The organism is Arthrobacter sp. 9MFCol3.1 (assembly GCF_000620385.1).
Classification (GTDB): Bacteria; Actinomycetota; Actinomycetes; order Actinomycetales; family Micrococcaceae; genus Arthrobacter.
In genome coordinates this window covers 72,967-94,396 of record NZ_KK211131.1, presented here as the reverse complement: position 1 = coordinate 94,396, position 21,430 = coordinate 72,967, and the positions used below count along the sequence as shown (strand labels likewise).

The 21,430-nt window shown below is 68.3% G+C and carries 18 protein-coding genes, 1 tRNA gene and 1 riboswitch; of the genes, 8 read left to right on the top strand and 11 right to left on the bottom strand.

Features of this window, described 5'->3' with window-relative positions; translation table 11 throughout:
• Positions 1–127 precede the first annotated feature (127 nt).
• The 3 genes from C560_RS0117840 to C560_RS0117830 all read right to left on the bottom strand — a co-directional run bounded on the left by C560_RS0117840 (position 128) and on the right by C560_RS0117830 (position 3,686).
• Positions 128–973 (bottom strand): hypothetical protein, encoded by an 846-nt coding sequence (locus C560_RS0117840; RefSeq protein WP_026539212.1) that lies wholly within the window; start codon positions 971–973, stop codon positions 128–130.
• Positions 973–1,132, bottom strand: a riboswitch (cyclic di-AMP (ydaO/yuaA leader). (Overlaps the previous gene by 1 nt.)
• A 181-nt stretch (positions 1,133–1,313) precedes the next feature.
• Positions 1,314–2,924, bottom strand: a complete 1,611-nt coding sequence (locus C560_RS0117835; protein WP_026539211.1) for a sensor histidine kinase — start codon at positions 2,922–2,924, stop codon at positions 1,314–1,316.
• 21 nt (positions 2,925–2,945) lie between these two features.
• Entirely contained in the window at positions 2,946–3,686 is a 741-nt protein-coding gene (locus C560_RS0117830; RefSeq protein ID WP_026539210.1) for a response regulator transcription factor, read from the bottom strand.
• 242 nt (positions 3,687–3,928) lie between these two features.
• Between C560_RS0117830 and C560_RS23465 the strand changes: the two genes are divergently transcribed.
• From C560_RS23465 to C560_RS22790, 5 genes are all read left to right on the top strand, one after another.
• On the top strand, positions 3,929–4,918 hold the full coding sequence (locus C560_RS23465; protein ID WP_231494388.1) for a hypothetical protein: 990 nt from the start codon (positions 3,929–3,931) through the stop codon (positions 4,916–4,918).
• Positions 4,919–5,464: 546 nt separating this feature from the next.
• On the top strand, positions 5,465–6,328 hold the full coding sequence (locus tag C560_RS0117815; RefSeq protein WP_018774264.1) for a winged helix-turn-helix domain-containing protein: 864 nt from the start codon (positions 5,465–5,467) through the stop codon (positions 6,326–6,328).
• A gap of 445 nt (positions 6,329–6,773) precedes the next feature.
• Complete coding sequence (locus C560_RS0117810) at positions 6,774–6,977, top strand: dodecin family protein (protein ID WP_018774263.1); 204 nt, start codon at positions 6,774–6,776, stop codon at positions 6,975–6,977.
• Between the two features lie 55 nt (positions 6,978–7,032).
• Positions 7,033–7,560, top strand: a complete 528-nt coding sequence (locus tag C560_RS0117805) for a SixA phosphatase family protein (protein ID WP_018774262.1) — start codon at positions 7,033–7,035, stop codon at positions 7,558–7,560.
• Between the two features lie 137 nt (positions 7,561–7,697).
• Complete coding sequence (locus tag C560_RS22790) at positions 7,698–8,264, top strand: hypothetical protein (RefSeq protein ID WP_155855822.1); 567 nt, start codon at positions 7,698–7,700, stop codon at positions 8,262–8,264.
• Positions 8,265–8,355: 91 nt separating this feature from the next.
• Here C560_RS22790 and C560_RS22345 read toward each other — a convergent pair whose 3' ends face one another.
• The 5 genes from C560_RS22345 to C560_RS0117775 all read right to left on the bottom strand — a co-directional run bounded on the left by C560_RS22345 (position 8,356) and on the right by C560_RS0117775 (position 14,158).
• Positions 8,356–9,009, bottom strand: a complete 654-nt coding sequence (locus tag C560_RS22345) for a hypothetical protein (RefSeq protein ID WP_051533265.1) — start codon at positions 9,007–9,009, stop codon at positions 8,356–8,358.
• Between the two features lie 17 nt (positions 9,010–9,026).
• Positions 9,027–9,689, bottom strand: a complete 663-nt coding sequence (locus C560_RS0117790) for a TetR/AcrR family transcriptional regulator (RefSeq protein ID WP_026539208.1) — start codon at positions 9,687–9,689, stop codon at positions 9,027–9,029.
• Entirely contained in the window at positions 9,686–11,779 is a 2,094-nt protein-coding gene (locus tag C560_RS0117785; protein WP_026539207.1) for a YhgE/Pip family protein, read from the bottom strand. Before C560_RS0117785 ends, C560_RS0117790 begins: the two co-directional genes overlap by 4 nt.
• Positions 11,776–12,483 (bottom strand): ABC transporter ATP-binding protein, encoded by a 708-nt coding sequence (locus tag C560_RS0117780; RefSeq protein WP_026539206.1) that lies wholly within the window; start codon positions 12,481–12,483, stop codon positions 11,776–11,778. Before C560_RS0117780 ends, C560_RS0117785 begins: the two co-directional genes overlap by 4 nt.
• Positions 12,484–12,646: 163 nt before the next feature.
• Complete coding sequence (locus C560_RS0117775; RefSeq protein ID WP_026539205.1) at positions 12,647–14,158, bottom strand: dihydrolipoyl dehydrogenase family protein; 1,512 nt, start codon at positions 14,156–14,158, stop codon at positions 12,647–12,649.
• Positions 14,159–14,323: 165 nt separating this feature from the next.
• On the opposite strand from C560_RS0117775, the gene C560_RS0117770 reads away from it, so the two are divergent.
• Positions 14,324–15,052 carry a FadR/GntR family transcriptional regulator gene (locus tag C560_RS0117770; RefSeq protein WP_026266578.1) on the top strand — a complete coding sequence of 243 codons (729 nt, stop codon included), beginning with the start codon at positions 14,324–14,326 and terminating at the stop codon, positions 15,050–15,052.
• Between the two features lie 124 nt (positions 15,053–15,176).
• Here C560_RS0117770 and C560_RS0117765 read toward each other — a convergent pair.
• Positions 15,177–15,250: transfer RNA gene (locus C560_RS0117765), tRNA-Arg, on the bottom strand.
• Between the two features lie 277 nt (positions 15,251–15,527).
• Here C560_RS0117765 and C560_RS0117760 point away from each other — a divergent pair.
• Both C560_RS0117760 and C560_RS0117755 read left to right on the top strand, forming a co-directional pair.
• The gene (locus tag C560_RS0117760) at positions 15,528–17,363 is read left to right on the top strand and encodes a phosphoenolpyruvate carboxykinase (GTP) (RefSeq protein WP_026539204.1); all 1,836 of its coding nucleotides are present in this window, start codon (positions 15,528–15,530) and stop codon (positions 17,361–17,363) included.
• A 248-nt stretch (positions 17,364–17,611) separates the two neighbouring features.
• A complete protein-coding gene (locus tag C560_RS0117755) occupies positions 17,612–19,009 on the top strand; it encodes an FAD-binding oxidoreductase (protein WP_026539203.1) in 1,398 nt (465 codons plus the stop codon).
• Between the two features lie 100 nt (positions 19,010–19,109).
• Here C560_RS0117755 and C560_RS0117750 read toward each other — a convergent pair whose 3' ends face one another.
• Together C560_RS0117750 and C560_RS22340 are read right to left on the bottom strand one after the other, a co-directional pair.
• Positions 19,110–20,270 carry a globin domain-containing protein gene (locus C560_RS0117750; RefSeq protein ID WP_026539202.1) on the bottom strand — a complete coding sequence of 387 codons (1,161 nt, stop codon included), beginning with the start codon at positions 20,268–20,270 and terminating at the stop codon, positions 19,110–19,112.
• Between the two features lie 156 nt (positions 20,271–20,426).
• On the bottom strand, positions 20,427–21,430 hold a 1,004-nt coding region (locus C560_RS22340; protein ID WP_051533264.1), incomplete at its 5' end, for a metallophosphoesterase family protein.

Below are 21,430 nucleotides of genomic sequence, written 5' to 3'. Positions count from 1 at the left end.
TTATGAGGGCTTTAGGGTCAAGCTGTGCTGGGGCTGTGGAAGTCTGGGTTGTCGGGCTGCTCCGGCCGTGGAGACGCAAGGAGGCCCCGGATCCGTGTGGATCAGGGGCCTCCTTGGCGGGGCCGGTTTAGTACCAGTTGTGTGCGTAGTGGAAGTTCAGGGCGCCGCAGGGGGAGCCGTAGCGCGACTTGACGTAGTTCAGGCCCCAGTTGATCTGGGTCCGGTAGTTGGTCATGTAGTCGGCGCCGGCGCTCGCCATCTTCGTGGCGGGCAGGGACTGGACCACGCCGTAGGCGCCGCTGCTGGCGTTCGTCGCGGTGGTCTTCCAGTCAGATTCCTTGGTCCACAGCTTGTGCAGGCACTGCATCTGGCCAGGTGCCCAGCCATAGCGGCCCAGCTGGGACGCGGCGTAGGCCTGCGCCCCGGCAGGATCGTCGATTGCGACCGGCGCCGGTGCGGGGGCAGGAGCGGCTGCCGGTACCGGTGCGGGTGCCGGTGCGGGAGCGGGGGCTGCCGCGGGAGCCGGGGCTGCCGCCGGCGCAGGAGCAGGTGCGGGGGCGGCTGCCGGAGCGGGGGCGGGAGCAGCGGGGGCGGGGATCAGCGCTTCGGCTGCCTTGACCTCCGAGATCTCGGGAGCCACGTTCTTTTCCGCCGGAGCGGTCGGCCCAGCCACCTGGACCCGCTCGAAGTTGAGCTTGGCCAGCGGGTCCGCGATCGTGGCCGTCTGGCTCGCAACGTTCGCCGTGTGGGCGCCCGGCTCTGCCGCCTGGCTGGCGGCGCCGCCACCCAGCAGCAGCGCGCACGCGGCGGTGACGACGCCGGCACGGCGGCCGGTTGTACCGAGTCCGGCGGCGAACCGCGACAGGGCGGATGCCCGTTTGGCCGGTTCGGCGCGGTGGCGCGACTTAGCTGCGCCAACTGAGCGGGAATGCGAACCGCCGTCAGGGCGCGTTTGTACCTGGAATTCAGTCATGGTGGCCTCTCAACGCCGGCGGAGTTAGCTGTCGGGTTCGGATGAGGTCATCCGGCCGCACGGAATATCACGTGTCGGCTTCACCCCGAGGGCGCATGAATGCAGAATGCCCGGGAACTCTGGGTCCCCCGCCTCTGCCTGGTCCAGCGGAATCCGGGAAGCGGCAGAGTTTGGCGTCCGTCCGGATATGCGGCACCGATGGCGGCGCACTCTTAAGACGCTACAGGACCCAGCCGCTTAAGTCACATTTTGGTAACAGGAGTCACAGTGCCGGGGTGTCGCGTTGCGCCGGGTTCGCCGATCGACCACCCAAGAGTCCCGGTGGCGCCGGCCGCGCCGTCTATGCCGACGGCGGCGCGGCGGGCAGGCGCACGGCGAACTCCGTGCGGCCCGGCCGGGACGTAACCTCGACGGTTCCTCCGTGGGCCTCCACGATCGACTGGACAATGGACAGGCCCAACCCGCTGGTGCCCTCGGAAGTCGGCGCGGCGGTCGCCGTGCCCTGGCCTCCGCGGCTGCCGGAAACGGCGCCGGAGGACGGGCGGGCGGCGGCCCCGGACCCGACCCCCGCCGTCGCGACCGCCGAATTGGCGGGGAGGGCTGCGGGACTCGACGCCGGATTGGTGCGTGAGGCGTCGGCCCGGGCGAAGCGGGCGAAGACCCGGCCGATAAATTCCGGGGCGATGCCGCTGCCATTGTCTGTCACGGTGACCACGGCACTGCCGTCAGCCGAACGCATGACGCCCGTGACCACCTTGGTCCCGGGTTCGGTGTGCTTGCGCGCATTGGACAGGAGGTTGGCGAGGACCTGGTGAAGCTGGGTCGCATCACCGCGCACCACCACGGGCTCGTCCGGAAGTTCGAGCTGCCAGATGCGGTCCGGGGCCATGACTTTCTCATCGCTGACCGTCTCGACGGCCAGTTGGGTGAGGTCGACGTCGGAGATCTTGAGCGGCTGGCCCTCGTCCAGGCGCGCCAGCAGCAGCAGGTCCTCCACGAGCGTGGTCATCCGCTCGGACTGGCTTTGCACACGGGCGAGGGACCTCTCGCCGTCGGGGGTGAAATGCTCGGTCATCCGCATCAGCTCCGTGTAGCCGCGGATGGCCGTGAGCGGGGTGCGGAGTTCGTGCGAGGCGTCGGCGACGAACTGCCGGACCTTCATCTCGCTCTCCTGCCGCGCTTCGAGGGCGTTGGAGACGTTGTCCAGCATCTTGTTCAGCGCGTAGCCCACGCTGCCCACTTCCGTTCCGGGATGGGCTGCCGACGTCGGGACGCGCACCCCGAGCGCCACCTCGCCGGCGTCCAGCGGGAGGCGGGAGACCTTGGTGGCCACCTCGGAGAGCTGTTCCAGCGGCTTCATGGTCCGCCGGATCAGGGCCGTGCCGGCGAGCCCGATCAGCACGAGCCCGCCTGCGGACACCACCACCATGGTCCAGACCAGGGAGGTCAGGGTGTTTTGCTTTTCTGCCAGCGGCAGTCCGGTCACAATCACGTCGCCGTACGGCGCACGCGCGGCCGTGAGCCGGTAGGCGCCGGCCGAAAGGGTCCGGTCCACGGGCACACCGTTTGGGGTGAGGGCCAGGAGAACCTTGTTGTCGGCGGGGGAGAGGCTCTTGACCGCGCCGTCCCCGGCCAGGAAGCCGGCCCTACTGACTTCGTCGTCCACTATCCGGGCGTTAAGCGTCCCGACGCCCTGTCCCCGGGCTTCGAGGGGGTCGGGGCGCCTGCCCGAATCGTCCGAGGAGGGCCGGCCGAACTCGCTCGAACGGTGGGAAGCCTGGTCCAGCTGGGTGTCGAGTTGCCGGGTGAGGAAGAGGTCCATGGAGGCGTAGCTGAACAAGCCCACAGCGCCGCAGATGGCCACGAGCAGTGCCATGGCAACCAGGACCAGCCTGGTGCGCAAATGCCACGTGGACGGGTTGCGCCAGTCGCGTCCGGGGACGCGGGTCATGCCGGAAAGTGAGGGCACGGATCAGTCCGCCGGTTTCAGGACGTACCCGGCTCCGCGCACCGTGTGGATCATGGGAGCGTGGTTGGCGTCGACCTTCTTGCGGAGGTAGGAAATGTACAGTTCCACGATGTTCGCCTGCCCGCCGAAGTCGTAGTCCCAGACGCGGTCCAGGATCTGGGCCTTGCTGATGACCCGTTTCGGGTTTTCCATAAGGTAGCGCAGCAGCTCGAACTGCGTGGCGGTCAGGTGCAGTTCCTCCCCGGCCCGGGTGACTTCGCGGGTGTCGACATTGAGCACGAGGTCTCCCACCACGAGTTCGGCGGTGTCCATGGCGGCCACCCCGGAGCGCTGGACCAGCCGGTGCAGGCGCAGCAGCACCTCTTCCATGCTGAACGGCTTGGTGACGTAGTCATCGCCGCCGGCTGCCAGCCCGGTGATGCGGTCCTGGACGGCATCCTTGGCCGTCAGGAACAGCGCCGGCACCTCCGGCGCGAACGCGCGGATCCTGCTCAGCAGTTCGACGCCGTCGAACCCGGGCAGCATCACGTCCAGCACCAGCACGTCGGGGCGGAACTCCTTGGCCAGCCGGACGGCGCCGGGCCCGTCCTCGGCCACGGCCACGGACCATCCGGCCATCCGCAGGCCCATGCTCATGAGTTCGGAGAGGCTGGGCTCGTCATCCACCACGAGGGCACGGATGGGGGAGCCGTCCGGATGCGTGAGCTGGGGAAGGTTGTTGGTCATGGAGTGCGAAGTGGCCATGGGACAACTCTCCGATCTGCCGGTTAGGCGCGGCTTTGGGGACCCTGTGCGGCACCTGTGAATCCCAGCCTAGCGAGCTGGACGCCGTTGCGGGACCGTACGGGCGGCGACGGCCGCGCTCAATCCGCCCTTTCCCGTCAGGCCCGAACGTCACAGGCCCGGCTGTCGGCCCGCACAGCCCAGGCACAGGATCGCTCACCACTCTGGGGTGAACACCGATCCGCACCCTAAGGAGAAACACCATGAGCGGTCAGCATCCCGGAGCCGGTTCCGGACCAGCCCCCGAGCCAGCCCCCGTACCCGCCCCCGCGCCCACAACCGGCGCAACAGCGGCGCCCGCGCCCGTGACCGCGCCCCGCGCTGCCTGGCAGCACGGCGCCGGGCACACCGACACCGGGCACACCGATACCGGACACACCGATGCCGGGCAGCACGACGCCGGGCAGCCGGCAGCGGGCCCCGCCGCCGGCTGGGGCGCGCCCCCGGTCTGGACGGTTCCGGCGTCGGAACCGGCCTGGGGCATGCACCGGCAGGAGCCTCCCGCGGCTGCGGCGGCCACAGGCTGGGGCGCGCCGGGAACTTCCGCCAAGACGACCTCGGCGGCGAAGCCCTGGACCCTCAAGCGGGGGCTCGCCGTCGCCGGGGCCGCGGCTGTCCTGGCTGTCGGCGCCGGAACAGGCGTCTATGCCCTGACCTCAAGTGCCACGGCAGCCACTGGTGCCGCCGGCGGGGCGGCGGCCGGGGGAGCCGGCGGCCAGGGTTTCGCCCCGGGCCTGCCCGGCACCGCACAAGACGGTTCCCCACAAGACGGTTCCGCGCAAGGCGGTTTCGGGGGAGGGGGCATGCCGGGGCAGGGCGGTCCCGGCGATTTCGCTGCCGGCGGGATGGGCAGCGGGCTTTCGGCGGCCGTGCATGCCGAATACGTGGTGCTGCAAGGAAGCACCTACACGACGATGGCCGAGCAGCTGGGCACAGTAAGCGAAGTCAGCTCTTCCTCCGTGACGGTCAAGAGCAGCGACGGTTTCACGCGCAGCTATGCGCTGGGCAGCGACGTGGTGGTGAGTAATCTGCAACAGCGGCGCCAGCAGGCCGGCGGCACGGGCACCCAGCTGAGCGTGGCGGACATCGTCGCGGGCGGGACGGTGCGGATCGTGGCGGCCAAGGAAGGTTCCGGCTATACGGCGGCCTCCGTCATGGTGATGGCGGCGACGGCCACCGGCCAGTCGAACTGACCCGCCGCTGCCGGCATCGCCGCCGTGCCGGCCGGCGGCAATGCCGGCTGCCCACTCCGTGGACCTCCGCGCAGGGAACGGTGGGCAGACCCGGTTTTGCCCAACTTGCCGTGCTGTGAATGATTTCGGCCGCATTGCGACTTGAGGGCGAATAATATTCGGCAAAAAACACTTTCTGACCTTTCGGTCAGTAAAACACTTGTTATTTTATTGCCGCTGCAGAATTGTGACTTGCGCTACATATCCCTGATCTGTCTCACTATGTGGAATCCGGGGTCCATTGTTACTTGCACGTTTACATTGTTACGTTGCACACTTCAATTGTGAACAAGAACTCAACAGCACCTGCAGCCGCAGCTTCCTGGATCAGCACACCCGCTGGTACCGAGATGCGCTGTTGTCGAATGCACGCCTAACTTTTACACCCCTAAAGGTTTCTAGGCATTCGCCCCCCAGCCCAGAGTCGGGCGCCCCTCCCCAATTTCATTGCGGGGAAAGAAGCATTCGAGCCGCGATGACGGCCATTCACATTGAGGTAAGCATTCCATGTCAGTTGCATCCGGATACGTCCACATCTCCGTCCGTAACGCCAGCAAGGCCGGCCAGGCCTCCGGGATCCGCCAGGGCTTTGGCGGCCGCTCCGCGTTCGCCCCCGCCGGATCCACGGGCAGCTTCCCCGCCCCCGGATATGCAGCTCAGGGCTACAACCCTGACTCCTACGGCCAGCTCCGTGCCGTTCCGCCCGCCCCCGCCACGGCGCCCACCCCCGTGATCGCCCCGGGCGCCGGCAGCCCGGTCCGTCCGGCCCCCAGTGACAACGTCGCCCGCGGCTTCGTGCTGTACATGGGCATCGACGAGGAAACCGCGGCTGCGGCCGGCACCTCCATCGCCAAGCTTGCCCAGGAAATCCGGGCCTACGCACAGTCGCTCGTGGCCGGCGCCGAAAGCTACGCCGCCGTCGCCGTCGCGCCGGCCAGTGCCCCGGGTTCCGCCCTCGACGTCGTCCGCTCGACCTTCGGCGACCCCACCGCAGGGGCCCGCCAGCGCACCGAGACCGCCCGCCTGCAGCAGCCGCAGGATCCGCGGCCTTCCGGCGTGCTGATCGACCTCGCCCGCCGTGAGGTGCACCTCGACGGCGAATCCCTGAACCTGACGTTCAAGGAATTCGAGCTCCTGAACTACCTCGTGGAGAACGGCACCCGCACCGTTGGCCGCGACGAGCTCCTCGAAGGCCTGTGGCGGAACGCCGAAGAGGTCCCGAACGAGCGGACCATCGACGTCCACATCCGCCGCCTGCGTTCCAAGCTCGGCCGCCTCGCCAACACCGTGCGCACCGTGCGCGGCCAGGGCTACCGGTTCTACGAGCACCCCGAAGTGGTTGTCTGGGCCGCTCCGGAATATTCGATCTAGCTTTCTAGCCCACGCAAAGCGTCCGTCCCTAAACTGGGGCGGGCGCTTTCGCTTTCGTGGTGCCCGTTTGACGCGCGCAGCACGGCATTTGCCGTGCCTTAGACACCTCCTTCGTTCCTCAGTCGGCGATGCGGCACTACGCAAAACACCGTCCTGCGCGCTTTCGGGTTGTGCCGCTGCGCTACAGCACCCTCACTCTCCGGAACGGGGCTTCGGGTGGGCTCGCTGACGGGCATGTGCCTCCGCGGCTGGGTTGTCTTGTACGTGCCTCAGAAGCTGAGGCGGCGAGGCCGGATTTTGGGGCCGCGGCGTGGCGGGCACCGCGAAGCGGGCACGGCCCCAAATCCGGCGAAGTCGCCGCTGGGGGTGGTTTCGGTTGGGCTCTGTTGCCTTTCGGGGGGCCGGCGTAGTCTCGGACCGTTGAGCCGACTATTGGGAGGAAGACATGTCTGTTGCACGGATTACTACCCTGAGCGCGAACTCCAAGACCTCGTTTGATGCTGCCATCAAGGAGGGCATTGACCGGGCTAACAAGACCCTTCGCAATGTCACGGGGGCATGGGTGAAGGAACAAAAGGTCGAAATCAGCGACGGCGCCGTCGTTGCCTGGCACGTGGTGCTGGAAGTGACCTTTGTCCTTGAAGACTGAGCGAACGCTGGTGGGGTGCGCGCCCGTGGGCCAGCCACCGCACTAGGATTGGGGCATGAGCGCGCATCACATCAAACGGCTGGTGATCATGCGGCACGCCAAGTCCGATTGGCCCGGCGGGGTTGCCGACCACGAAAGGCCGCTCGAAGAACGCGGCCACAAGGACGCCCCCGTCGCCGGAAAGTGGCTGCTCAAGCACGGCGTGGTCCCTGATTTCATCCTCTGCTCCAGCGCTTTGCGGACCCGCCAGACCTGCACGTGGGTGTGCCACGCCCTCGGGGACAAGGCGCCGACGCCCAAGCTCGAGGACGGCCTGTACGCCGCCTCCGCCTTGCGCATGCTGGCCGTCATCAACCATGTCCCGGACACGGTGACCACCCTCATGGTGATTTCACACATGCCCGGTGTGCAGGACCTTGCCATGCATCTGGCGTCGCGAGACTCCGACCACGATGCCTATATGGACGCCGCCACGCGCTATCCGACCAGCGGGCTGACCATCCTGGAAACGGAAAAGTCCTGGGCCGAACTGGACGGACAGGACGCCAAGCTGACCCACTTCAAGGTCCCCCGCGCCAAATAACCGCAGGTCCGCCCGGTGAGGGCTGCGGAATCCATAGCAACCGGCGCCGATCTGCGCTTTACTGATGCTGTTTAGTCATGTGGTTTTTTCCAGTGGTTTTGGGGCATCTGTTGCAACCCGGAGAAAAGGTGATCAACGTGGATTCAGGGCAGCTCATAGGAATTATTGGCGGCATCGTCGTGGTGCTCGCGATCGTGGCGGTGGCGGTCATGGTCAGCCGCAAGCGCAAGGTGGCCGCGGACCGGAACCGCGCCGCCGAGATGCGTGAACAGGCCAAGGCCGACGAATTCGCTGCGCGGGAACGCGAGGCCAAGGCGGCCCGTGCCGAGGCCGACGCCCAAGAGGCCGACCTCGAGGCCGAGCGGCTGCGGCAGGAGGCCCGCAACCGCAAGGAGGAGGCCGAAAGCGTCCGCTCCGGCGCGCAGGAGCAACTGCGCAAAGCCGACGAAGTGGACCCTGACGTGGTCACCTCCGAACGCGAAGCCGAAAGCGCGCAAATGCCGACCCGTGGGGATTTGCGCGCCGAGCGGGCCACCGCCGAGCCAGCAGCGGGCACCCCCGTCCCCGGCCAGCAAGCGTCCGGCGAGCAAGCCATGGGCCAGCAAGCGTCAGCCGACCAGCGCAGCCGCGAGGAAGTCACCCGGACCGACACCACCCCGGGCCCGGATGCGGCCCCCCGGGAAGACCGGCCGCGAAACCTCTGAGCCTAACTCTCTGAGCCGAACACTTGAGCTGCTTCCGGGCGGAAACTCCTGAGCTGAGCCGCTCCGCGGTCAGGGTGGCGGTGCGCGGAACTCAGCGGCGGGCGGAGGCCCGGGCCGGTGATTTGGGGGCAGGTGCCTTGGCCGGAGTCTTCGCCGCGGGCTTGACTGGCGCCTTCGCCGCGGGCTTGGCCGGCGACTTGGCCGCGGGCCGGGCAGCCGCCCGCGGAACCGCCGGGCGGGCGGCGGTGCCTCTCGGCGTCGGGCGCGGCGCGGAAGGCCGCGGGTTCGCGGATCTGGATCCCGCGCCTCGCGCGACGTTCGCCGGGCGGCGCCGCGGAGCCCGGCCCGGGGAACGCCGGCCGTGGCTCCTGCCGGGCAGGACAGTGCCGGCGAACAGCAACAGTAAGGTGACGGCTCCGGCGGCCGCGGCCAGATAGAAGTACAAATCTGGATGCTCGGAATCGACGCGCGTGGACAGGGCGTCGGGATCGGGGTTGAAGGCCAGCCCCCACTGGCGCAGGAAGGCGACCCCGAACGCGATGAAGAGGATGCTGCCGACCCCGCTCGCGGCCAAAGTCTTGTGCCGGCGCCGGACCACCACCTCCGCCACGCAGGCCACATAGGCCGTGGCGGCGGCCCCGACGAACCACACCAGCACCCACTCGTGCAGGGTGATTCCGGTCAGGACCAGAAGTGCCAGGGCAGTGAGGAACGCTCCGATGGCGACTTTCCCACTGGTACCCATGTGACGCATGTGAACAATCATGCCTGAGCGGGCGGCTGCTTCACGACGTAGCCGCGCATGGAGGCCATGATTGCGGCCACACTTTGCTCCCTGGTCCGCTCCGGGTTGTACGTCTGGCGGTCCAGGCCCACCACGAAGCAGGCCCCAAAGATTGCTGTTTCCAGGCTGCCCCGGGATACGCCGGAATCCACGGGATAGACGGCGGCGACGCTGTCGATGGCTGAGCCGATCACCGCGAGCAGGCGCCCGCGGAGCTCGGCGAAGGTGTCCTGCCATTCGCTGGGGGTGCGCCAGTTTTCGCTGACCCAAAGCCGGGCGAAGGACGGGTACTCGGCCATGAAGTCCATGGCCTGGCCGATCATCTCCTCCATGGCGGCGAGGGGATCGGCGGAGTCGTCGCGGACGCTCAAGAGCCGTGCCAGGAGGATGTCCACGCCGTGGCGCAGCAGCTGGGCGATCAGGTCCGACTTGCTGCCAAAGTTGTAATACACCGTGCCCTTGGACACCCCGGCGGCCGTGGCGATCTCGTCCACTGTGACGCCCGCCGCGCCGCGCTCGCCGATCAGTTCCATGGACGCCTCGAACAGTTTCTGTTTCGTGGCGTTCGTGCGGGCGGGGCGGAGCTTTTTCCCGGCGTCCCCGGAACCTGCCCGGCTGCCGCCGCTGGGGCTGGTGGTCATACGGCGATCTCCGGTTTCAGCGTCTTGAGCGTCCAGTACTTGTTCTTTCGGACGGCAACGGTCGACATTGCCAGTCCCAGCAAAGTGTAGCCAACCAGACCCAGCATGGTGGGCAGGATCAGTGCCAGGTCAGCACCGTAAATCAGGTGCCGCATGCCGCTTACCACGTAGCCCATCGGCAGGATCTGGTGCACCACGTGCAGCGGTTCGGGCGTGGTCTGCCACGGGAAAGTGCCGCCGGAGGACACCAGCTGCAGCACCAGCAGGATGAGCACCACGAGCTTGCCGGGCGAGCCCAAAAGCGCCACCACGCCCTGGATGATTGCGCTGAACGCCATCGCGGCCGCCAGCATGAGGAACCACATGAGCACCGGGTGGGCGGGGTCCAGTCCCAGCCCCACGTCCACCACCAGGGTCAGCAGGCTCGCCTGTACGGCGGAGACCGCCAGGAACGGGAGCCAGCCGCCTGCGGCAATCTTCCAGGCCGGTGCATTGGAGGCCAGCGCCCGCTGGGTGACCGGGCGCATCGCCTGCACCAGCATGAAGATGCCGATCCACAGGGCCAGCGTCAGGAAGAACGGTGCCAGCCCGGCGCCGTAGGACCCGGCCTTGGCCTGCGAGACATTGCTGACGGCCACCGGATCGGCCATGACCTTGGAGAGGCTGTTCTTCTGGGCATCGTCGGGGTTGGGGACCTTGCCAGCGCCCTTGGCGAGTTCCGCGGCGAGTGTTCCCGCGCCGTCGGAGGCGGTCGCCGCGCCGCTCTCCAGCTGCGCCGCGCCGTCGTCGAGTTTCTGCGCACCCTGCACGAGCCTGCCCGCGCCGTCGACGGCGTTCTGCTGGCCGGCGGCGAGGGCCGCAGAACCGCCGGCGAGCTGGTCCGCCCCGGCGGAGGCCTTGGCGACGGCGTCGCTGAGGGCGGGCGCGGCGCCCGCCAGCTGAGCCGCGCCGGCGCTGACGGCGGCGGAACCGTCGGCCAGCTTCTGGACCTGCGCCGCGGCGGCCTGCAGCTTGGCGCCGGAGGCAGCCGCCGCAGCTGAAGCCGCGGAAGCCGCGGGCGGCGCGGGGGTGGCGTCGACGTCGGCCACTACCTTGTCCGCCTGCTCCTGGGTGAGGACGCCGGCGGCGACCAGACGGGAGGTGGAGGCCACCACCCTGCTGCGCTGGGCCTGCGCGGCGGCTTGCTGCGCGGACTCTTGCGCGGCGGCAAGCTGCCCGGGGATGGCCTGCACTGTGTTGTTAAATGCGGTGTTGAGCGCGGCGTTGCCGGCCGCCACCTGCGCGGCGCCGTCGGCCAGCCGCTGTGCGTCGGCGGGCAGGGCCGCGGTCTTGTCCTTGAGTTGGGTGAGGCCGGTGCTGAGCTGGCCGGCCCCGGCGCTGAGCGAAGCGGCGCCGTCGCGGAGCTTGAGCTCGCCGTTGTAGAGCTCGGTGGCACCGGTTTTGAGCTCGCCGGTGCCCTGGTGCAGGGTCACGGTGCCCTCGTGGAGCCGGGCGACGCCGTCGGCGAGCTGGCCCGCGCCGTCGGAGGCCTTGAGCATCTGCGTGTGGATGGTGCCGAATCCGGTGAGGAGCTGGTTGGCGGTCTCCTCGCCCACCTCCTTGGCGACCGTGGTGTGCACCGCAGTGGTCAGCTTGTCCACGATGGTGCTCAGGAGATAGTTGTTGGCATCGTTGGTGGTGACGTTGAGCATGGCCTGGTTGGCGGCGTCGAAGCTGCCGGGGGAGACCAGGTTCGCGGAGAAGTCCTGCGGGATTTTCAGGGCGAACGCGTACGTTCCGTTACTGACACCCTGGTCCGCTTCCTCGGTGCTGGCGACCGTCTTCCAGTTGAAGACGTGGCCATCCACCAGGGACTCGGCGACCTTCCGGCCGGCCTCCAGCCGCGTGCCGTCGGCGGCCGTGGCACCGGAGTCCTGGACCACCAGGGCGGCATCGATCTGGTTCAGCTTGCCGTACGGATCCCAGTTGGCGTAGAGGTACACGGCGCCGTAAAGCAGCGGGACCAGGGCCAGGGCCAGGATGGTCAGCTTGGGCAGCAGCCCGCCGGTCATTCGTTTGAGCTCGGAGCGGGCCAGCCGCAGCACAGTCACTTTGCGTCCTCGGTTTCGGGGGAGAGGGGTTCTGTTGGGAGGGTTTCGGATGCGACCTTTTCGTGCGCGAGCTTTTCGTGCTCGAGTGCATTGCCGATCATGGCGGCGGGCCCGGACCAGCGCTCCGGGATCCGGGTGACGGTGGCGACGACGGCGAGCGGCCGCCCGGCGTCGTGCGCCAGTTCCTGCAGCCGCGGCAGCCAGTCGGCAGTGTCGCCGCTGTGCCGATCGGGGGAGTCGACCACGAGGAGGCCGGTGTCCGGATTGGCGAGGGCAAGCGCCGTGAGCAGCTCGATCCGCCGGCCCGCCGGCAGCTGCTCGGTCCACAGCGAGGCGATGTCTTCGAACCCGTTGAGCCTGAGCCAGGGGGTGCTGCGCGCGGCGCCGCGGTGGCGGCGCGGCACCAGGGCCAGGTCCTCGGTGACGAGGTCGCGGACGCTCAGGTGCTGTTCGGGCTCGTTGACGCCAGGGGAGTCGACCACGTTGCTCGCCTGCCGGAGGTCCTTGATCCGGGCACTTCCGTCCCAGCCCACGGTTCCGGCGGACGGCTTCATGCGCCCGCTCAGGGCCAGGGCCAGGGCGGTGCGCTGGTCCTGGCGGACGCCCTCGACGAGCAGGAGGCCACCGCGTGCGGCCTCCAGCGAGGTGGGCGGTAGGAGGTCATCCCGCCGGCCGGTCACGGAGAGCTGGTGTACGCAGAGCAAAGCGGGCCTTTCGCAGAAACGATGTCCACTCAAGGCTAACTAAACTGACCGGTCAGTTCAAATAGAATGCGGGTGGTGTGATGAAGGAGACGTGCCGCCGCCAGCGGCCGCAGCCTCAGCCGGTGCCGCGGGGCCGCGGCGCCGGCGGCTCATCCCCGGCCGGTCAAAGGCCGTACTCTTCCAGCAGGCGGAGCCAGACCTCGCTGATGGTCGGATAGGAGGGCACGGCGTGCCACAGCCGGTTCAGCGGCACTTCCCCCACCACCGCAATGGTGGCTGCGTGCAGGAGTTCAGCCACATCCGGGCCGGCGAACGTGGCGCCCAGCAGCACCTTGCGGTCCTCGTCGATGACCAGCTGCGCCCACCCCTCGTAGTGTTCGGCGTGCAGGGAGGAGCCGGCCACCTGGATGGGGAGTTCCACGGCGGAGGCCCGGAAGCCGTCCTTCTCCGCCTGCGCCATGGTCCGGCCCACGTTCGCCAGTTCCGGATCCGTAAACACCACGTTCGGCACCGCGTGCTCGTAGGCCGTCTGGGCAAAGCGGCTCCACGGTGCCGGCTCGCCGCTGAGTTCTCCCTTGGCCCGGGCGGCAATGGCGTCTCCGGTGGCCCGCGCCCCGTACTTGCCCTGGTGCGTCAGCATCGCCCTTCCGGCGGCGTCGCCCGCAGCATAGAGCCACGGGGAACCGGACACATCGTTCCCGGTGGCGTGGTGGACTAGTCCGGTGGAATCGGTGGTGAGCCGCAGGGTCCCGCCCTCCGGTGCCGTGAGGCCGACGCTGTCCAGGCCGAGCCCCTCAAGGGCGGGGTGCCGGCCCGTGGAGACAAGCAGCTTGTCCGCCGTGATCGTCGCGCCGGGGGCCGCGCCGGCAGCGGGGCCGGCGCCCGGGCCGCCCTTGGGGCTGCCGTCGAGCACGACGGTGAGGGAGCCGTCGTCGTTCTCATGCACACTCCGCGTACCCGTGTGCAGACGGAGGTCGACGCCATCGGCGCGCAGGCCGGCAGCGACCAGGTCTGCGGCCTGCTCCGGGAAAACGCCCAGGAGCCCGCCGCGGGCCACGAGAGTCACGGACGAGCCAAGGCGGGCATAGGCCTGGGCGAGTTCGACACCGGCAACGCCGCCGCCGAGGACCGCAAGCCGCGCGGGGACCGCGCGGGCCGAGGTCGCCTCCCTGGTGGTCCAGTACTCGACGTCGTGAAGCCCCTCGACCGGCGGCTGGTTGGGGGCGGAGCCCGTGGCGACCACCACGGCGTGCCGGGCCGTGAGCGCGTAGCCGTTGCCGTCCAGCCCGGCCACCTCGACCTGCCGCGGAGCGGTGATCCAGCCGTGGCCGCGGATCAGTTCGATGCCTGTGTCCTCCACCCACTTGACCTGGCTGTCGTCCTGCCAGTTCGAGGTGAAGTAGTCCCGCCGCTTCAGCACGGCTGCCGGATCCAGGGTGCGGGTGACTGCTTCCTGGGCGCCGGGGACCGTTTGCGCGCCATGCAGCGCAGTGCCCGGCCGCAGGAGCGCCTTCGAAGGCATGCAGGCCCAGTAGGAGCACTCGCCGCCGACCAGTTCCGCCTCGATGAGCACTGCTGTCAGGCCGCCGCGGACCACGCGGTCCGCCACATTCTCGCCCACAGCCCCGGCGCCGATCACAATGACATCGAATTCCCGCTCAATCTGTGCCGTCATGGCACCAGCCTACGCCGGGGCCATGGCCGGATCCGGGGGAACTCCGGGCTCCGGCGGTGCGGGGTTCCGGCGTAATGTGCCGGGCCGAACCCTTTGCAGGACGGGGGACGGTCGATACTGTTGGGACCATACTTGGGGGAGGAGGCGGCCATGGCCGCACGCAACATGACAACAGGCCCGGCCATACCGCTGGCGAGGTTCAGCGCCCAGGCCCGGCTCCGGGCGCTGCAGTCGGACATCCTGGAGCTGATCCTGGAACGCGACCTGGTTCCCGGCGACCCGTTGCCGACCGAGAACGAGCTTACGGCGGCACTCGGCGTCGGCCGCAACACCCTGCGCGAGTCCTTGAAGGCGCTCCAGGCGCTGGGTGTCATTGAGATCCGCCACGGGTTCGGCATGTTCGTGGCGCCGAGCAATTTCGAGGCCCTGACCGACGGGCTCACCTTCCGGGCCCGGCTGTCTCTGCGCCATCAGGGCGAGGAAGCCCTGCAGCTCGTGGAGGTCCGGCAAGCACTTGAATCGGGCCTGGTCGGCGCCGCCATGGACCGGATCAGCGCCGAACAGCTGGCCGCCGTGGAGGAGTCCGTGAACCGGATGGAAGCCCTGGCTGCCGCGGGGGAGCCCTTCATAGAGGCCGACGCGGAGTTCCACCGCAGGCTTTTCGAGCCGTTGAACAACGACCTGCTGATCAGCCTGATGGACGTCTTCTGGAAGGTCTACCGCCGGATCCACCTCGAACTCGGCGGACCGTACGCCGTCGACCTGCAGGCAACGGCCGCAGTGCACCGCGGGATCTATGAGGCTGTCGCAACGGCGGACAAGGCCCTCGCCTCCGAGCGGCTCAGCACGCATTTCGATGACATCCGCAACATCATCGTCCGGACCACGTCCTGATCCCTGACGCTGGGCCGCTCCGGCCCAGCATCAGGCGGAGCCTAACCCGGTGCCCTGGCGCCTAACGCACCCGGCGGTTAAAGCAGAAGATCCGCCCCGGCGAACCGGGGCGGATCTTTATCTGTGCGCCCAAAGGGATTCGAACCCCTGACCTTCTGTTCCGTAGACAGACGCTCTATCCAGCTGAGCTATGGGCGCATTCTCGGCTCTTGGAGAACTTCTTGCTCCCCGAACCTCGAATTACTTTACGCGAGCCCGGGCCCAGTTACAAATCGAAGCGGGTGTAATTTAGCCGACTAGACCGGTCTACGTGACCTTAGTCACAAAAAGGAGGGATGGTGGCCGGCCAGTTCCTTGAATTTCCGCGGTTTTTGATTTATTCCGCCCTGGTCATCCCATGTCCGGGCCCGGAATGGGTCCCCTGCCGAGCCCTAGCATTTAGGACACACCACTGAACCCGAGGAAGGGAACCGTAATGGGAGATCTGGCGCGACTGCCGTTGCTTGAAAAGGCACCCACCACACATGCCGGTCTGCTGGCATGGGTAGAAGAGGTGGCTGAACTGACACAGCCGGACCGGATCTACTGGGTTGACGGGTCGGAAGCGGAGAACACGCGACTCACCGACGAGCTCGTTGCCGCAGGCACCCTGACCCGGCTGAACGAGGAACTCTTCCCCAAGTCCTTCGCGGCGTTCTCCGACCCCGCCGATGTGGCCCGCGTCGAAGAGCAGACCTTCATCTGCTCGGAGAAGGAACACGACGCCGGCTTCACCAACAACTGGATGGCCCCGGCGCAGATGAAGGAAAAGCTGCGCGGCCTGTTTTCCGGTTGCATGCGCGGCCGCACTATGTACGTGATCCCCTTCGTGATGGGCCACCTGGACGCCGAGGACCCGAAGTTCGGCGTCGAGATCACCGACAGCGCCTACGTGGTCGCCTCCATGCGCATCATGGCCACCATCGGCACCAAGGTCCTGGACAAGATCACCGCGACCAACGCGTTCTTTGTCCCCGCACTGCACTCCCTGGGCGCCCCGCTGGCCCCCGGCCAGGCCGATGTCCCGTGGCCCTGCAACCCGGACAAGTGGATTGTCCACTTCCCGGAGGAGCGCTCCATCTGGTCCTTCGGCTCCGGCTACGGCGGCAACGCCCTGCTCGGCAAGAAGTGCTACGCCCTGCGCATCGCCTCGGTGATGGCACGCGACGAAGGCTGGCTGGCCGAGCACATGCTCATCCTCAAGCTGACCTCGCCGGAGCAGAAGAACTACTACATCTCCGCCGCCTTCCCGTCGGCCTGCGGCAAGACCAACCTCGCCCTGCTGGATCCGACAATCGAGGGCTGGAAGGTCGAAACCCTCGGCGACGACATCACCTGGATGCGGTTCGGCAAGGAAGGCGAGCTCCGCGCCGTCAACCCCGAGGCCGGCCTCTTCGGCGTGGCGCCGGGCACCGGCTGGGGCACCAACCCCAACGCGATGCGCGCCATCGCCAAGGGCCACAGCATCTTCACCAACGTCGCCCTGACGGACGACGGCGGCGTGTGGTGGGAGGGCATGACCGACGAGGTGCCCGCGCACCTGACCGACTGGCAGGGTAACTCCTGGACCCCGGAATCGGACACGCCCGCCGCCCACCCGAACTCCCGCTTCTGCACGCCGATCGACCAGATCGACATGCTGGCCGAGGAGTACTACAACCCGGACGGCGTGGAGCTTTCCGCGATCCTGTTCGGCGGCCGCCGCAAGACCACCATCCCGCTGGTCACCGAGGCGCGCAGCTGGTCCAACGGCATCTTCATGGGCTCCACCCTGTCCTCGGAGACCACTGCCGCGGCAGCCGGTGCCGTCGGCGTCGTCCGCCGGGATCCGATGGCCATGCTGCCCTTTATCGGTTACGACGCAGGCGATTACCTGAACCACTGGGTGAACCTGTCCGCGAAGGCCGACCCGGAGCGGCTGCCCAAGATCTTCCTGGTCAACTGGTTCCGCCGCAATTCCGAGGGCGGATTCGCCTGGCCCGGATTCGGTGACAACGCCCGGGTCCTGAAGTGGGCCATCGAACGCCTCGAGGGCAAGGCCGACGCCGTGGAGACCCCCATCGGGTTCGTCCCCACCGCTGACGCGATCGACCTCAAGGGCCTGGACATGACCCCGGCCCAGGTTGAAGAGGCCGTCCGTGTCGACCCCGCGGAGTGGACCACCGAGCTGGCCTCGATCGAGGAATGGTTCGCCAACTTCGGCAGCTCGCTGCCCGAGGCACTGCGCGCCGAACTCGCAGGACTTAAGGAGCGCATGGCCGCCGAGCAGTAGCAGCCGGCCCAACAGCACCCTAACGAAGGCGGCCCCGCATCTTCCCGGAAGATGCGGGGCCGCCGTTTTCGTTGCCGTCCGCGACGCCGGGACTTAGGTCCCTAGGCCGCGTCCGGCCAGATCCCTAGGCTTGTCCGCATTCCATCAGCCGGGCCGGCCGCCGGTTGGAGCGTGCGCTGGGGGCATTCCGGGCGGGTGCGGCCGCGCCCCCGACCTGCTCGCGGTCAGCGAGATTTCAGGAGTTCCTCATGCTTGTCAATGACGACATCGATGCTTTGTCTAGGGCTGTCAGCGGTCCGGTCGCGTTGCCGGACAGCCCCGCATTCGCGGAGGAGACGTTCGCCTTCAACGTCGCGACGGTGCACCGGCCCGACGTCGTTCTGGGTGCCGCAGATGCCCGGGACGTCGCGGCCGCGGTGAAATGGGCGGCGGAGCGCCGGCTTCCCGTGTCCGTCCAGTCCACCGGGCACGGCGCCGAATCGGCGATCGATGGCGGCCTGCTCATCAACACGCGCCGGCTGCAGGACCTGCAGATCAATCCGGGTGAACGCACCGCACGCGTCGGCGCGGGGGTGAAGTGGCGCACCGTCCTGGAGGCCAGCGTGCCGCACGGGCTCCTCGGCTTGCATGGCTCCAGCACCGACGTCGGCGTCGTCGGCTACACGCTCGGCGGCGGGCTGCCCGTGCTCGGCCGCGCCCACGGCTTCGCGGCGGACCACGTCCGCAGCATGGAAATTGTCACCGCCGACGGCGCGCTGCGGCGGATCGACGCCGACGCCGAGGCCGAGCTGTTTGCACTGATGCGTGGCGGCAAGGGCAACCTCGGGATCGTGACCGCCCTTGAGTTCAGCCTCTTTCCCTTCAGTGACTTCTACGGCGGCGGCATCATTTATCCCGGGGCGGATGCGGCCACCATCCTGGCTGCCTTCCGTCACTGGCTGCCCACGCTGCCCGAAGATGCCTCACCCTCGGTCTCCCTGCTGCGGCTTCCGGACATGGACTTCGTTCCCGAGCCGCTGCGCAACCAGTTCGTCGTGCACCTGCGCTTTGCCTTCCTGGGGAACCGCGAGGCCGGCGACGCGCTGCTTGCCCCGATGCGGGCGGTCTCGACCCCGCTGATGGACACGGCCGGGCCCATGAGCTACCTCGACGTCGACCAGATCCACATGGACCCGGCGGACCCGCTGCCCTTCATGGACGGCGGAGCGCTCCTGAAGGACTTCGGCGAAGAGACTGTGGCTGACTTGCTCGAGCTCACCGGGGAAGGCTCGGACTGCCCGCTGCTGCTGGTGGAGGTCCGGCCGCTGGGCGGCGCGCTGGCCCGGACTGCTGCCGTGCCGGATGCGTTGCCGGATGCGGTGTCGGGGCGGGACGCGGCTTTCCTGCTCTTCCTCGTCGGGTTCAACATCCCGCCCCTTGCCGAGGCCGTATCGGCCTCCATCGGCGGGATCCTGGCCGCGATGGCTCCCCACTCCACCGGCTATACCCTAGTCAACTTCCATGGCGCGCCGGGCGACGAGGCCGACCGTGCCCGGGCCTGGTCCCCTGCGGTCTATGAGCGGATGCGGTCCGCGAAGTCCACGTACGACCCCGGGAACCTCCTGCGCTTCGGCCACGCGATCACCGGGGCGCCCGCCGCGGGGTGACGCGCCCTGCGAGGGCTGCGCGGGCACCGCTTGACGACGGCGGCCCCCCACCTTCACGAAGAGGTGCGGGGCCGCCGTCGAACTCCAGCCGATGAGTGTTTTAGCTGGCGAGCCAGATGTCCGGGCCGAAGACCTCGTAGTGGATCTTCGTGGCCGGGATGCCGGCGCTGATGGCCTCGTTGCGGATGTTCTTCATGAACGGCAGCGGGCCGCACAGGTACAGCGAGGCGTTGGCCGGGAGGTCCACCTCGCGCAGGGTCATGAAGCCCGCGTTGGAACCGGCTTCGGGCTGCTCGAGCCAGAGCTGCAGATCGGCGCCGTCCAGGCGTTCGACGTCGTCAGTCATCTGGGAGCGCAGCGCCCAGCTGTCCAGGGTGCTTTCGGCGTGCAGGACCAGGACCTGGCGGTCCGAGCCGGACTCGGCCAGGGAGCGCAGGATGGAGGCCGTGGGCGTGCAGCCGATGCCGGCCGAGGCCAGGACCACGGGGCCGTCGCCCTCCTTGAGCGTGATTTCGCCGTAGGGGTTGGAGATTTCGATGACGTCGCCCACGGCCACGCTGTTGTGCAGCACGGGGGAGACCTCGCCGCCGTCGTCGAGCTTGGTGGTGAAGCTGCGGCTGGTGCCGGCGTCGCCGGAGAGGGAGTACTGGCGGACCTGGCGGAGCCCGTCCGGAAGCGTGACCTTGACGCTGACGTACTGGCCCGGCAGCGCCGCGGTGATGGGGGTGTCGTCGGCCGGTTCCAGGGTGAAGGTCATGGAGCCGGTGCCGGCCGGGGTCTTGGCGGCAACCTTCCAGGGGGTCCACATCTTGGCGTTCGCCTGGGCCGCGTAGAGGCCCTTCTCGAGCTTGATGAGGGCGTCCGCCATGAGCCAGTAGACCTCGGTCCAGGCCTCGGCGATTTCCGGGGTGATGACCTCGGCCAGGTCCTCGGCGATGGCGGCGAAGAGGTGCTCGTAGACCACCTGGTACTGCGGTTCGGTGATGCCGAGGGAAGCGTGGCGGTGCGCGATCCGGGACAGCACGGTCTCCGGCAGGGTGTCCGGGTTGTTCACCAGGTGGCTGGCGAAGGCGGCGATGCTTCCGGCCAGGGCCTGCTGCTGATTGCCCGAGCGCTGGTTGGAGCGGCTGAACAGGCCGTCCAGCAGTTCGGGGTGGGCGGCGAAGAGGCGGGCATAGAACTTGGGGGTGATGTCCCCGATCCGGGAACCGACCAGCGGCAGGGTGGCCTCGATGACGGGGAAGGACTTGTCCGAGAGCATGTTGACTCCTGAGGTAGTGGCCCGGCGTCTTCAGCCGGGTCCGATGCGATACTTGCATTTGAAATACAAATATCAATGCCTCAGTTCTACACTGCGTAGAAATCTATGCCAAATCGGCGGGATCCCGGGCGTGGCGGCCGGTGTGAATGGGCGGTGTCAGTGGCACGTGTCGCTGCCGGAGAAGGAACCGGCTGTGCCCATGTTCGTAAACGTCATGCCGGGAAGCGGGAGGAACTGCCAGGAGTACGACGTCTCGTTCAGGGTCAATTTGAGCGGCCCGAAGGCGCTACGGCTCCGGGCCACCATGGCGGTCAGGAGGGGATCGGTGTTGGCCGACAACGCCTGGAGATCCGCCCCGCCGGCACCTGCGGTAAAGGACCGGATCCCGGTCGGGGAGAGCGCCGGAACCGCACCTGAGCCGGACGCGCCGATCGGCTTGAAGATCTCACTGACGTGGTTGTGCCCGGAGATCATGACGTCGACACCATGGCTGGCCATGAGGTCCCACATCGGTCCCAGTTCCGGGTAGGAGCCGTGGTTCACGCCCGTTGACCAGCGCGGATGGTGGGCCGCCACCAAGGTGCACGCGGTCGGGGAATTCGTGAGACGGTCCTGCAACCACAAATATTGCGGGCTGCCGACCCCGCATCCACCCGCCACCCCGCCGGGCCCGCATTCACTGTTCAGGGCGATGAAGGTCCAGGCCCCGATCGTCGTCGAGTAGTAGCCGTCCGGCCGGGACCCGAAGTCGCCCGTGGAGACGCCGGGGCCATAGAAGTAGTCGAAATAGCCGCGGGTGTTGTCAAGATATTCATGGTTGCCGAGCACCGGAGAAGTGATGCCCTTAAGGGCGCCGAACGAGTCGTTGTAGCCGCCGGCCCCCATGAACTCGGCAAGAGTGGCGTTCTGGTACTGCAGGTCCCCAAGGGCGATGAACCTGTCGGGCGACTGGGCCGCGACCACCGCGGCCACGTCGCCATGGCGGCACGCCGACGTGGTGACAACTGCGCCGGGGGCACAGGCGATGTCGCCGACAGCCAGCACGGTCGCAGTCCCAGCGGCACCGGGTTGGATGGTGGCGGTGGCTTCGTTGGAGCCGGTGCCGGTGTTTCCGGCGGCGTCGGTGGCGGTGACGCGGTAGTACCAGGTTCCTACGGGCC